A 13,777-nucleotide genomic window follows, 5' to 3' on the forward strand; every position below is an offset into this window, starting at 1 on the left:
TTTCATGAAGATTGCGATCTGGCACAACATCATGTGGTCTCGCTACAAGGCGGTGGTGTTCTCTTCGATCTACCGTCAGGCCCAGGCCGAAAACCTCCCAATCAATTTCTACCAGATCGCAGAGACAGACGCGAACCGCGCAGGACTGTCTCCGATCGATCAAAGCTGGCATCAATATCCCTTTAAGCTGTTGTTCAAAGGCGCGTCCTCAGAGATTCCCGCTCTCAAGTTACTATGGAGAGCAGGTCTGCTCACTTGGAGGGATCCTGCAGACATCGTGGTTCTCGCGGGATACGAGAGACCTGTCGTATGGCTTCAGGCTCTCATTCTGAGTTTCAAGCGACGACCTTTCGCGCTGTTCTGCGATTCCACGCTCTACGATCAACCCCAAACTTTTTGGAAGGGGATAGCAAAGCGCATTATCTTCAACTGGGCGGACGGAATTTTTTGTTACGGTGTGCGCGCGATGGAATATGTGAGTTATTACGGAGTCCCGAGCAACAGGAGCTTCGTTCGATGCCAGGCCGCGGCTCTGCCTAAGGAATACTCGGTAGACAAGGCCCTCGAGCAGCGACTTGAAAAGGCGCGACCCAATCAGCCTCCTCGGTACTTGTATGTTGGACGCCTCTCGCGGGAAAAGTCACTAGACCACCTGCTGCTTGCCTTCAAGCAAGTGCTCGCGACAGCGCCTGGAGCGCAACTGATCCTTGTAGGTAAGGGCCCGTCCGAGAAGGAGCTCAGGGAGCTGGCAGTTGATCTCGGGATTGAGGAGAGTGTTTCATTCGCAGGGCCGAAGTTCGACGCCGAACTCTTTGACGAATATTCAAAGGCAAGCTGCTTCGTTCTCCCGAGTCATAGCGAGCCTTGGGGCCTCGTCATCAACGAAGCTCTAAGTTATGGCTGCCCCACAATCGTCAGCTATCGTTGTGGGTGCGTCCCTGAGCTTGTAGACGAAGGCAAAACTGGTTTCGCATTCACGTGGGGCGACGTGGATGAGCTTGCGGAGAAGATGAAGCTCGCGCCCACCGCATTCTCCGACGTCGCCCGTACTGCTCGCGCCTGCCTCGCGAGAATTGCGCCCTTCACACCTAACGCTGCGGCGAAGAGCATTGTCGACGGCTGTCGAACCATCATGAATATTCGAGATGCAGCAAAATGATCGCCGTCTTGCTATTCTTTGAATTCGCCATATGGATGGCGTGCCTGCTTCACTGTCAGGCTAGGCGCCAGCTCAGCGTCTTACAACCCGTCACGATCTTGCTAGCCTATCACTTCCTTTTTCATCTCATGAAACCGGCGCTGTGGTATTTTTTCGACCACAATCACGCCTTCGAGTATATGAAGTTCTATCCGAATGAAGAAGAGGCGACAAATTCGATCCTCATCTCTATCGTAGGGTTGCTCACGAGCTATCTCGGCTACACTTTTTTCTTTAGCTTTAGCAATGCATCGATACAACGGCGCCTTGCTCCCGCGATCAATGGCGCGCGCGTTCCATCAACCGCACGCATCCTGATTCTTCTCACGCTAACTGTCTCGTTCATTGCTTTTGTTCAACGCGTACGCGGCTATCTTGGATCAGATGAAGGCTTTCAACTCGTCCAAGACGCGCGGACGGGGAATTTTGGCTTTAGCCAAGGCAGCGGCTGGTGGTTTGAGCTATCCTCAGCTTACGTATTTTGCGCGCTGTATCTCTGGATGGCGTCCAAATTTTCTAGAATTTGGACGATCGCCGTCTGCGTTCTTGGTTCTTTCTGGTTGACACTGGGATCTTCCAGATTTGTCTTCGTATACGCGGTGATAACCGGGTCGATCCTATTCGTATTGCGATCAGGATTTAACATCAGGAAGTTCCTGCTGCTGCTGCCATTTGCAGTCATGTTGATCGTTGCCTTCGTTGTCCTGGGGCAGAATCGTGCCGCGATACGAGAGATGGTCTTCGACACAAGCAGCACGACCAGGCCAACGGATGAGTGGAAGAGAGTGTCGCCTCTCGACACCCTCGATATGTCTACATTCGAGGTACAGACAGCGGCGATTAGCATTGTGCCCAGGCTAACGGACTCATACACCTACTTCACTGAACACGTCCGACTATTGACCGAACCAATCCCCCGCGCGCTCTGGCCCAGCAAGCCATTTGGTGATCCGATAAAGACCATCGAGATCAACCGCTTTGCAAATATGGTCACCCTCTCAACAGGATGGTATGGGCAAGGTTGGTTGAGCTTTGGATTGGTTGGAGTGGTAGCCACCTGCCTGATCTATGTAATGCTTTCATCGTTCATTCTAAGGACCCTGCTGCTGAATATTGGTCCGAATGCCGCATTTGCTTACACGGTCTTGATACCGCTTCATCTCCAATGGATGCGCGATGGCGTGCTGGTCTCCGTCACAAAATTCACACTGTTCCTCACTTTGCCCGCCATTGTCTCAGCGGTCGTCGGACGCCAGTCATCGCGCTCGAAATCGCGAACCGCCTTGGCCAGGCACGCTTCAGACAGCTCTCGCCATCCCGTCTAGATTGCCCGCTCCACCTCGGCCGACACCAAGGCGCTGGCGCGGCGCGATCTACTTCGAGATGCTTCTGTTGCTCCAGCTTTCCTGGATTCTTGCGGCGGTCCCAAGCTACGCCATGGAACGCGCCCCGAAGTTGGTCTTCGCGCACTATATGGCCTGCTGCCCATTCGCCGGCCACGAAGCCTCCATCGATGCATTGAGACACGAGATGGACGTGGCTACTCGTGCTGGCATCGACGGGTTTGCGGTCAACGTCGGCGCTTGGCTAAAAGAGCCGTATTACCAGGACATTTCCTCTCGCCTGTTCCGTGCTGCACAACAAAGCACGTTCAAACTCTTTTTTTCCGCCGATGCTTCTACCGGCCTCTCCGCATCTGAAGTAGTCGATATGGTTACTCGATTTTCGAGCGATCCAGCTTACCTCAGACACGCAGGCCGGCCAGTTCTATCGACTTACGGTGGTACCTTGGCGTGGTACCAGGACATTTTGAGGGGCCTGCGGGACCAGGGACTTGCCGTCTTTTTCGTACCGAACTCGCACCGCCCTGCTGGCGGAACGAACATTCCGGGAATCCTTGTTGAGACGCCCGATCGCGCAACGCTAGATGCAATTTTGGCAGATCTAACCTTCAGCGATGGATTATTCTATTTCGGTGCCGCGGGAAAATATCCATCGCTCGCTCAGTCGAGCCGGCTCGGAGCCGAACTGTCCCAGGCACGATCCAAACTATACATGGCCCCAGTTACCCCCTATTACCGAGGTCTTAAGCAGAACTTCAGGGTATTCGAAGCGGATGGTTTCCTCGGGATGGCAGAGCAATGGAAAGCGGCCATCGAATCCGGATCAGATTGGGTTGAGATAGTCACCTGGAATGACTGGGGTGAGGCCAGCTACGTACGGCCCTTCGAGGGACAACTCACAGTTCCGCTTTGGAATAACCATTGGGGCTTACTCACGGCTCACGACGCATACTTAAGCCTGAGCGGGTACTACATCAAATGGTTCAAGGACGGTGAGCCCCCACGGATAACGCAAGATAAAATCCACGTATTCTATCGCCCACAGTCGTCCAGCAAATGTGGATATGTATTAAGCCTCTGCCCGAGGGGCTCCTCAGAACTACGAGACGATCTTCATATTGTTGCTGAGGCGAGTCGGCCATTTGAGATCGAGGTAATGATGGGCGCCGAACGCCGATCCTTCAGTGCTGGAAGTGGCCTGCATTTTTATCGTGTCAAACTACAATCGGGCCCGATCTCCATCACGATAAACTCCGCAAATGCAAAGGTGCGATGGGACGCACCAATTGAATATGCGAGCAGGGACAGCGAAGTAACGGTATTCAACTATCTAGCAACTTCAATCAGGTTCGACTCGGATCCTCCGCTTCGCACTCCCTGAACATCTCAGTCGAGAAGAAACAGTGACGGACAACAACTCTACTTTAAGCCGTGGATATATTGTTAATTTTCTGCGCGACCGAGATTCCTATGTGATCCCTCGGGCCTTATCGTCTCAGGGACTCCTAGTTAAGCTCGTTACAGATATTTACTTCAGTAAGGGATCGAACTGGCGTCAACGGACTTTCCCTCACCTTGCTGATCATTGCAGTTCGGAAATACACCCGGATCTAGTCGAAGAAAGCCTACTCGCGGCCGCAGTTCAATTTATCGGCGGACGCAAGCTGAGCAAAATAATTGACACTCACTTTCTGGCTGACCGAATCTTAGCTTGGAAAACCGCCTCGACTTGGAAGCGACAGCCTACAGATCTCCTATTGTATTCAGGATACGCGAGATCCGCATTTCGAGCAGCCGCCGGATCGAGTTCCCGCCGCCTTCTGTTTTTGTACCACCCGCATTACAAGATCATCTCTGATCTGCTTCGTGAAGACGCAATTCTATTTCCAGAGTCAGCAAAGGCGCTAAAGTCGGATCGCGAAGTTACGACCTGGTGGCGATGGAATCATGCGGACGAGGAGGTTGAGCTCGCCGACGGCGTGATAACCGCGAGCAGCTTCTCTCAACGTAGTCTAGAGTACGCTGGGTTCGCGAAGCCAAGTGCCATTGTTCCATATTTCTCTCAACTGAAAGCCAATGCGTTCAGTCTGTCAGAAAAAATGGGCGAGAACTGCCGCTTTCTGTTCGTTGGTCAGGGCGTCATTCGAAAGGGGCTTCATCACCTATTCCGCGCGTGGCGCGAAGCAAAATTGCACAAGGCGACGCTAACTTGCGTATGTGGTCACCTTGATCCAAGCATTGCCGATCTGATCCCCTCGGACGTGATCATGAAGAAGCATTTGAGTCGAGCCGAGTTGCAGAAGGAATATGCTCGTTCGCATGTCTTCGTTATGCCATCAATCATTGAGGGCTTTGGCTTAGTTTACAATGAAGCGAGGAGCTACGGAAACTATATCGTCTACACTCCGAACACGGGCGCCCCTGATATGGGAATAGATAACAAGAGTGGACAGATGGTGCCAGTAGGAAACATCTCCGAACTGGCGAGCGCTCTGGTAAGTACGAACGAGCGCTTTCACTTCAATCAGATCGATTTTGAACACATTGCGCAGGCGAATCGTGACAGCCAGTGGAGTCAGTACGTCACTTCGCTGATCGAAGCCTGCAACACTTTGAAGGAAAGGTCGCGCTGATGCCAAGTGGCTAATCTTGATAGGCGAGCTAGCTTGGAATCCGTACAAGCGCGCCTTGCGCCGGGTTCAAGAGTCCGGGGGGAATTCCTCGAAAGAATTCAACCTGAGCGTTTCGCTCTGAGGCTAACCGAAGCAGTTCCGAACGCGCTTGATACGCATCTGACCCCGAATCGTTTCCGGGCCGGTCAGCATTGTCGAGGTAAAGGTAGCCACCCGGCTTCAGATAGCGAAATGCCCAAACAATGCAATCACGTCGTCGCTCAGCATCAACGATGACGAAGTCTGGCGCCTCATCAAGCTCAAGATCATTGGGATTATAGGATGCAACGCTAAAAATCTCCATCTCGACGTTGTTCAGTCCCCGCGCTTGAAGCTGATTCGAGATTTTACTAGCCCAATCGTTGTTCGCCTCGACTGTTACCACTCGCCGAACGCGTGGAGCAAGCCAAAGAGTTGACATTCCCGATCCGAATTCAACCACCATCCAATTCGGGCGTAGGATATCAGCAATTTTTCGTTTTGCTTGTTCTGGCCACCACGGCTTTTCCGGGTAAACGTCGAACAACCTTGCCAGACGTTCCTTCAGCCTAACAGGAATAAGAGGGAGGTCCGAAAGGGGCAGCAACTCACCTTGCTCGTCTCGCAAGCGAGATTTTCGGTTTGGCTCGGCACCCAAAATCTTGCTGAAAATGCTCATTCGTCGATCCTTTCTATCGCCATCAGCCGGGGTGTGCCCTTCGACTCGGCTTACCTTGCTGTTCGAAATTGCCGGTAGGCTAGAAACATAACATAGGCGACGCCCGCTTGTGAGAAGACAAATGCACAGGCAGCTCCCCATGCACCTACAAGATGGACTGCCAAAAATATCGTCGCAATCGTAACCGGCACTGCATAAACATCAATTTTGCTCGTGATCCAAGGTTGACGGATCGCAAGTGCATGAGCCGAGATCAATGCTTTCATCGAGGCAAAGACCATCCCAACGACTAGTACCGGGGCTAGCTCTCCCGCCATAGCGAATTTGCCACCAAAGATCGCGACGACAAGCCAATCACTCGCCAAAAAGCTAACCGCGATAGCAGCAATCCCTCCTCCCAGCACGAGAAACGCCGCCTGACGCTCGATGAGAGCGTGATGGCCAGAGTTCACCAAAGCGCCAATTCGTGGAAAGTAGAGTTGAATGACTGTTTGCGAATAGGCGTTGAAAATCTGAGCGACAGAGACTGCTACGACGTATTGAGCAAGAATTTCCGGTGCAAGGAGCGTTCCGACTATGAGGCGGTCGGCGTTATCTCTGATGAGATCGGACAGTCGGCTTCCGAAGCTTTGCATTCCAACCTGGAACACCTCTTTCATATCAAGCCAGCGAGGTTTCGCGAGAAACGAGGAAACCGAAATCTGGCAAACGCCCACTGCAACGGCAATAATATGAGCAAAGATGACTGAGAATGCGAAGGCCGAAATCGATGCGCCTTCGATCACGAGGAGACAGACCAACGTAAGCGGCTGTGATATTTGAACTAGAACTCGCTGGATATTCCAGGCCCGCGTCAGTCCGCGGCCAGCAAACCAAGCAACTAAGCAAAGGGTTAAGTAGTTGAGGACTGGATATGCCATGAATACAGCATAGGCAAGATACTGATCATGATTGGAGATCGTTGCTATCATTGGATAGACAAACAGCCAAGCCAACGCGCCTGCCGCTCCATAAAGCACTGAAGCTACAATGTACGTAGAATGCCGAAACCCCGCTCTATTTGCAGAGGCTACATAGGCAATTGCCTCACCTATTCCAAACGAAAACAGTGTGGCGACGACAGTCGATAGGGTGACTTGGTACGCGAATATTCCCCTGTCATTGGGTCCAAGCAGACGTGCGGCCGCGACACCAAACCCTAAATTCGCTGCTTGAACCAACGCGGTGGTTAGCAACGAATATACGAGCCTAGTCACTTCTTGCGGTCTCCCCCGGCCAAAACATCGTCACCAACCCGGCCCGAACGGGAGATTGATTGTCCAGACTTACTTCTGATTAAGAGTGTAGCGAAACAAGCTCACTCCTCGCATGGTCCCTAAAATTGTGTCGACCCGCTTGTAGGCCTGGACGTCGAATTGCTTGCACCTATCCGAATTGTAGTAGCAGAGTTTGACCTTAATCGTCCGCGAGCAATTGTTCTTAAGGCTAACAACGTGATCGAGCATTTCTCGATTAACCGTCTGGGGACGGGCTGCAGCCTCCACATCTAAGCAATTCTTCCCCGTTGCATCTTTCACGACGCTGCCTCCCTGCTCCGCAGGGCCTTGCAGCGTGAAATTGCTCGCGGCTCTGTTGAACTGGGCATACGCCGCGCAGTTACTCGAAAGCAAAAGAACTAAACCAAGACCAAGAACGTGTTTCATTGGCGCCACGGCCTTTCATCGATACCTATGTCAGGTACAGTTATCGGTATGCCATCGCGTGCCAATCGTCTGGCAAGGGCTTCGCGTTCGATGAGATCGACTCTCCGAAGACTATCCATCAGTTGCGCCCGATAAGCCCATCCCGCACCTGTCACACTCGCCGCCGCAGCATCAATAAAGCCGCTGTCGACGAGGTGAGCGAATTCCGAAAGTACGCAATCTTGCATTTTATCATCCAGCATCGGAAAGGCTGCCAAGGCCATTCGATTGCGACCCAAGGCAATCCAGCTCTCTAGCGGACCCGTCCCATAGGATTGACGCAAGAGGCGGATATTGACGTTGTCGACTCCACTATGAAGCATCCCGCTGAAATACAGACGCAGCCACAAATACGAGTCCATCGGATTCAGCCCCAGAGCCGCTCGGACTCCCGCTCTCGACGCGTCGAACTCGTGTTCGGTCTGACGAGTGCTATCGATATCAAAGGGGCTCAGACCCATTAACGCCTTAGCACGTTCAAGCGAAGCATTGTGGACAGCCAAACTTTGCCATGCCTCAAGTTCGGCACTGACACTGACCAGCACGCTTCTCTTGAAGCGCTCGTTGGCCAAGATTCGCACCGTCATCTCGCGTGCTGGCGCAACAACCCAGAACGACTGGATCGCTACGGATGACCACAGCACGCAAATAAGACCGAACGTCAGCTGAAGAGTTCGAGCGAAGCATTTAGCCTTGCGAAGCGACGGCCTTCGTTCCTCGTTCATCCTTCAAGGTCATTCCACATAACCATAGCGAGCATAATACTTCTGATAGTAATAGCGCCCGTGGTAGGACTCGTAGCGGGCTAGCAGCTTCGTGTCGGCCTTATTCAGCACCACGCCGAGAAGCTTGTCTTGGATCTCGGGCGCCCCTCGTAGATTGTGACGCACGACATCGATCTTGGTCTTGCCCCACTCCACCACAAAAACGAAGGAATCGATGAATGGTGAGGTGACGCGCACGTCCACTACGGGCGCCATGGGTGGCATGTCGATAACGACGTAATCATATTTTGATCGCAACAGAGTGACGAGATCGCGCATAGGCTTGGACGCTAACACTTCATTGGTATGCAGTAGCTTGGAGGTGGTGCCCGCAGACAGGAGCGCAAGCCCAGTTTGCGGATCGATACTAATGACGTCTTCCAATTGGGCCTTGTGCGCCACGACGTCGACAAGGCCGACTTTCGCCTCAGGTAGCAGCGCTCGGGACAAGGAGGGGTTGCGCAGGTCGGCGTCAACCAGGATCACCCGCGCGCCGCCATGAGCAATGAGCTGAGCGAGGTTGGTCGAGAGCGTGCTCTTCCCCTCGTTGGGCAAGGTCGAGGTCACCGCCAGTACTCGGTTTTCGCGTACGATGGAATTGAGGTCGACTGCCACTTTGAGCGAGCGCACTGCCTCGGCGAAACGCGACAGCGGATTGTCGACGACATAACGCAGCAGATCCGGTTCTGGGTTGCTCTTCTTGCGGGCGAGCTTGCCGGAAAGCGCTCCAACCGCCGGAGAGCCGAGCGCCGGCAGAATTGCGACGCAATTAGCGCCCAGTTGCTCCTCAACCTGCGAGGTGGTGCGAAACACTTTGTCAGAGAGCTCGCGCGCCATGGCGGCGCCAAAGCTCAGCATCAAACCACCTAACAGTGCGGCCCCGAGGATGACCAGCGACTTCGGCGCGCTCTTGATAAGCGGCGTGGTCGCCGCACTAATGACACGTGCCTCGGTGATCGGGAACGATTGCTGCTGCACGCTCTCCATGTAGCGCTGGAGGAAATTGTCATACATCGCCTGGTAGCTCTGCGCGGTGCTTTCGAGCTCGCGGAGCTGGATCTGCGCCTGGTTGGTGAGCTGCGATTCCGAGACGGCGTTGGCTAGGCTGGACTTGATCGCCTCCTCGCGGGTCTGGGCGATGTCGTAGTCGCTCTTGTAGGATTCCTGGATGCGCTTGAGCTCGTCGATGATGTTCTTCTTGATCTCGGCCATCTGCCGGCGGAGATTGACCGCTGCGAGGTGATCCGCGCCATACTTGGCCGACCAGATCGATTCCTTCGAGGCCATGTCGACATATTGGCCGCGCAGCTTGACGATGGTGTCGTTCTTCAGCGCGTCCGCGACGCTGGCATCCGGAATCTCCTGCTTGAGGATGTCGTTGATGCGGTCCATCCGCGCCTTGGCTTCGGCGGTCCCCGCATGCGCCATCACCAGCTGGCTGTTGACCTCAGCGAGCTGCTGCTCGTTCATCAGCCGGCCGCCGCTGTCGACGATGTTGTTGGCGATCTTGAAATCCACCACCGCCTTCTGCGCAGCGGAGGCCTGGGTGCGAAGCTCCTTGATGCGGTCCTGCAGCCAGACGCTGGCGCGGCGCGTGGCCTGATACTTCGCCTCGAGCTGATCGACGATGTAGGCATCCGCAATGGCGTTGGCGATGCGCGCGGCCTTCTGCGGATCGCGCGAGGTGAAGCCGATCTCCATCACATAGGTGAGGCCGAGACGCTTGACGGTGCGGTTGCTCGCGAAGACACCAAGCGCTTTACGCGTCAGCTCGAATTCGGACGGGGCACGGCTGGAGGAGAACAGGCCAGTGACCGAGCCCATGATGGCGCCGAGCAGGCCGCCGCCGCTGCCGCTGAACTCAGGGTCTTCGGTGAGGTGCAGATCACGGATCACGGCGAGGCTGATGTTCTCGGATTTCAGGATCTCGACCTGGGTTTCCACCGTCGCGGAATCGATCGCGATATCGCCGAGCACCGACTGCTGCTGGAACAGCTGCACCTTGCGGGTGTCGATCACCATCGACGCCGTGGAGGTGAACAGCGGCGCGGCGGTGAAGAGATAGAGCAGCGCCAGGATCACGCAGGCCGAGACGATCGCGATGATGGTCGGGAACTGGCGCCTGACAATGTCGAGATAGGAGGTCAGGGTCTGCGACGGGGAGCCGTCGGCCTCGGCGAAATCACGGTTGATCTCCGAGGTCGGCTTGTTCACCTGCAACATCTAGCAATTCCTGAAAATGGATCGATGTGTGTTCTTGGGATTAATGTTCGCCAACAGCCCAGCTGCGTCCGGGGCAAATCTGATGCCAAAGCCCGCGCTGGGCGAACCACTAGCACAATCCTGCCTGCAATTGAACGCGGTCGATGCAGTGCACAGCGCGTCTTACGCGACATTTTGCAGGAAGCTTAACGGCGCAAAAGCAAAGCGGCGCCCGCGGGCGCCGCTGCCGTGAAGTGTCATGGATCGGCCGAGAGGGCCGGTTCCGGTCAGCGCGGGCTGACGCTGTTCGTGGTGCCGCCGACGCCGCCGCTACCCGTGCCGGTGCCGTTGTTGGCCGTGGTGTTGTTGCCGAAGGTGGTGCCGCCGCCGCCATTGCCGCCGGTGGCAAAACCACTGGTGCCGGTCGGGCCACCTGCACCGGTGCCACCGCCGCCCGCGCCGCCGCCGGTCGCGGCGATCTGGACGTCGCCGGTCGCGGCCTGGTAGGCGGCGATCACGTCGGCGTTGCCGGTGTTGGCGATCGCGGCCTGGATCTCATTGGCGAAAGCCTGGTCGGACTGTGCGGCCATGCGGGCGACCTGAGCGAGGCCGCCGACGATCGCGCGCATCTGGTCCTTGGTGGTCGCGGGATCCTTCAACAGCGCGATCAGGCCGGGAAGCGTGGTCGGATCGGAGGCGCCGAGGTCGCGCACGCGCGAGATCAGCTGCGGGCCGCCGGTCGGATATTGCTGCAGCAGGCTATTGGGCGAAGCCTTGAAGTCGGAAATGACGGTGGCCGGCAGTTGGCGCTGCGGCGGGTAGACGGCGGCGCTGGCGGCCGACGAGATCGTCGCGGCGAGGGCCGCGGCGGCAGCCATGCGAAGCGCAATCTTGATAACGCTCATAAATCAACCTCCAAAAAATCAGCTGCCCCGATGTGCTTCCTCGGCCCGGGCAAATGGCTGTGCAGTGCAGGAACCTAACCGAAGAGAAAACAGCTGTCCACTTATTCTAAAGACTTCGTAAACGACGCAACTGCTTCAAATCTAGACACTTTTATGAAGCTGAGGCATCCGGCTCGCGGCTGCGTCAGCGGTTGTCGGACGGCCCTCGCCTCGCCGCCTGGTGGCACCCGCCTCCGCCATCGGGCGGCCCTCCTTGGTGCGGAACGACTGCGCCAGGCCCGCGCCGAAAAGCGCAAAGAATGGAATGCTGTAACCGGGGACCTGCAGCGTGAAGTCGAGGCACGAATGCAGCAGCGACAGCGTCGCGGTCGCCACCGCCGCCAGCGGGATGATGGCATCGCGTCGCCGCCCAAACACGCCCCTGGCCAGGACCAGCAGCATGATGGCCCAGGCGAGCGCCACCAGCAGCGCCATGGGAATGCCCACCTCGGAGGCAAGCTCCAGCGGCGTCGAATGCGCGGCGTCCCAAACTCCGCGAATCGAGATGTTGGGGCTGCGGTACGGCGGGAAGGCCCATTGGAAGGTGCCCATGCCGGTGCCGAACCAGGGATTGTCGCCGATGATCCGCAGCGTCGATCTCCAGGCCTCGATGCGGCCTTCGTCGACCAGGCCCTGGCTGTCGAAGCGGCTGGAGACGCGGCCGCCGAGCAGCTGCAAGAGGCCGAGCGCGACGGCGAGGCCAGAGCCCAGAGAGATCCAGATGCCGGTGCGCGGCGGCAGATCCTTCCGGAGGAAGAGCGTGAACGAGACGATCATCGCGAGCAGCGACAGGCCGACGCCGGCACGCGAGGTCGTCATGAACATCGCCATCAGGCAGATCAGCAGACAGCCGAGCTGCGGCAGGATTTCTTTTGGGGGGATCGCGCGCACATCGAGCGACAGACGTCGCCACTCAATGTGCCGCTCAGGAAGCCGGCGGCGGCCATCCTCCAGGATCAGCAGCATCCAGATCACCGCGCAGGAGCCGAAATAGGCGGCCGCCGTGTTGCGGTTGATGAACGTGCCGGTGACGCTGCCGAGATAAGCCGTCTTGTCCCGCCACAGGATCATGGTGGGCTCGATCAGGAACGAGAGCACGCCGTAGAGGGCGTATGCCGCACCGGAGATCGCGATCACCCACAGCATGCGGCGTGCGCGGTCGCGATCGGCGCCGACGGTCATGCCGAGGACGACCGCGAGGATGTTGGCGAGCGGCGCGCCGAGCGCAAAGAACGCCTCGTTTTTCACGATGGAAGCAGAAGGAGCGATCGGCACGCCCAGGAGATCCGAGGCCTGCTTCCAGATCGGCTGGAATGGCGCAATCCAGGGATGGTCGGAGAGCTGCTCGTGCAGCACGAACGCGTAGGCCACAACGATTACGCCAATGCCGGCGAGCAGCCACAGATGCGGCCGGCGCAGATCGCGCGTCGGCGCGAAGATCACCGCCACCCCGAGACACAGGCACCAGAACGCGATCGAAAGATCATTGGTCGAGCCGAACGGAAACGGCGCACCGGCCACCACAAAGAACAGGATGAAGGTCGCGGGCAGGCTCCATGACCAACGAATCCTGAACCAGCTCATATTGGGAGGCCAAAGGCGCATCGTCGTTCTTGCGAGCTGCTTGAGCTTAGAGGAAGCAATCGATCGGATAGATTTTCAGATCCACGTTGAGGCGGCTGTTCCGGGTCTGCGCCCGGAATGCCAAGAATACTCCAAAGCTATCACTGCCCGGATCGAGTTTTATTCCAGGGGTTAATTCGTCAGGCGGGACCAGGACGCCGATGTGCCGGTTGATGGCCGAAATCTCGATCCGCCCCTCCCCCTCGCCGAAATGCCCGCCGAGCTGCGTCACCGTGACTTTGGGCAGGCCGCGGCGCTGATGGCAGACATCCTCCTCCCACAGCTTGGTCTGTTGGACCAGCGGCTTGCCCGGACCATCGGGAATGGCGATATCGGGGAAAGACGGGCGCAGCATCCCGAAGAACTTGCTCTCCTTGGAGTTCGCCGACAGCCGGACCGTCAATGACAGCTCGCCCTTGGCTCCCTTGAGGCGCGAGAGGATCGGAGCATCAGGCTCAGTGGAGACCACCACGTCGATCCGATGGCGAACGCCTAGCTCTGCAGCAGCGCCGAGAGCCTGCCCGAGCGGTGCAAACCCGAGGGCGACGGGGACGAGAGCCAGAAGACGGCAAAGTGTTCGAAAGCGCATGAAGCCCCTTGCAACATCGCGGGGTGACCGATGACCGGCGCG

General features: G+C 56.8%; 11 protein-coding genes. 4 read left to right on the top strand and 7 right to left on the bottom strand.

The window, feature by feature from the left end; translation table 11 throughout:
- The first annotated feature begins 4 nt into the window (after nucleotides 1–4).
- Genes AABA86_RS20890 through AABA86_RS20905 form a run of 4 tightly spaced genes read left to right on the top strand, consistent with a single transcriptional unit; the run spans nucleotide 5 to nucleotide 5,174 of the window.
- A complete protein-coding gene (locus AABA86_RS20890) occupies nucleotides 5–1,159 on the top strand; it encodes a glycosyltransferase family 4 protein (RefSeq protein ID WP_338308217.1) in 1,155 nt (384 codons plus the stop codon).
- Nucleotides 1,156–2,523: an O-antigen polymerase gene (locus tag AABA86_RS20895; protein WP_338308219.1), complete on the top strand. Its 1,368-nt coding sequence runs from the start codon at nucleotides 1,156–1,158 to the stop codon at nucleotides 2,521–2,523. Before AABA86_RS20890 ends, AABA86_RS20895 begins: the two co-directional genes overlap by 4 nt.
- A gap of 58 nt (nucleotides 2,524–2,581) precedes the next feature.
- On the top strand, nucleotides 2,582–3,922 hold the full coding sequence (locus AABA86_RS20900; protein ID WP_338308221.1) for a glycoside hydrolase family 71 protein: 1,341 nt from the start codon (nucleotides 2,582–2,584) through the stop codon (nucleotides 3,920–3,922).
- Between the two features lie 22 nt (nucleotides 3,923–3,944).
- On the top strand, nucleotides 3,945–5,174 hold the full coding sequence (locus AABA86_RS20905) for a glycosyltransferase family 4 protein (RefSeq protein WP_338308222.1): 1,230 nt from the start codon (nucleotides 3,945–3,947) through the stop codon (nucleotides 5,172–5,174).
- Nucleotides 5,175–5,202: 28 nt separating this feature from the next.
- On the opposite strand, the gene AABA86_RS20910 is transcribed toward AABA86_RS20905, so the two are convergent.
- The 7 genes from AABA86_RS20910 to AABA86_RS20940 form a co-directional block, all read right to left on the bottom strand.
- Nucleotides 5,203–5,871 carry a hypothetical protein gene (locus AABA86_RS20910; RefSeq protein ID WP_338308223.1) on the bottom strand — a complete coding sequence of 223 codons (669 nt, stop codon included), beginning with the start codon at nucleotides 5,869–5,871 and terminating at the stop codon, nucleotides 5,203–5,205.
- A gap of 50 nt (nucleotides 5,872–5,921) precedes the next feature.
- Nucleotides 5,922–7,127: an oligosaccharide flippase family protein gene (locus tag AABA86_RS20915; RefSeq protein WP_338308225.1), complete on the bottom strand. Its 1,206-nt coding sequence runs from the start codon at nucleotides 7,125–7,127 to the stop codon at nucleotides 5,922–5,924.
- 443 nt (nucleotides 7,128–7,570) lie between these two features.
- Nucleotides 7,571–8,338 (bottom strand): hypothetical protein, encoded by a 768-nt coding sequence (locus AABA86_RS20920; RefSeq protein WP_338308226.1) that lies wholly within the window; start codon nucleotides 8,336–8,338, stop codon nucleotides 7,571–7,573.
- A gap of 9 nt (nucleotides 8,339–8,347) precedes the next feature.
- A complete protein-coding gene (locus tag AABA86_RS20925) occupies nucleotides 8,348–10,600 on the bottom strand; it encodes a polysaccharide biosynthesis tyrosine autokinase (protein ID WP_338308227.1) in 2,253 nt (750 codons plus the stop codon).
- Nucleotides 10,601–10,866: 266 nt separating this feature from the next.
- Complete coding sequence (locus tag AABA86_RS20930; RefSeq protein WP_338308229.1) at nucleotides 10,867–11,484, bottom strand: hypothetical protein; 618 nt, start codon at nucleotides 11,482–11,484, stop codon at nucleotides 10,867–10,869.
- A gap of 141 nt (nucleotides 11,485–11,625) precedes the next feature.
- A complete protein-coding gene (locus tag AABA86_RS20935) occupies nucleotides 11,626–13,128 on the bottom strand; it encodes an O-antigen ligase family protein (protein ID WP_338308231.1) in 1,503 nt (500 codons plus the stop codon).
- A gap of 25 nt (nucleotides 13,129–13,153) precedes the next feature.
- Nucleotides 13,154–13,735: a hypothetical protein gene (locus tag AABA86_RS20940; RefSeq protein ID WP_338308232.1), complete on the bottom strand. Its 582-nt coding sequence runs from the start codon at nucleotides 13,733–13,735 to the stop codon at nucleotides 13,154–13,156.
- Nucleotides 13,736–13,777 lie beyond the last annotated feature (42 nt).

The organism is Bradyrhizobium sp. TM233 (assembly GCF_036247965.1).
GTDB classification, from domain to species: Bacteria; Pseudomonadota; Alphaproteobacteria; order Rhizobiales; family Xanthobacteraceae; genus Bradyrhizobium; species Bradyrhizobium ottawaense.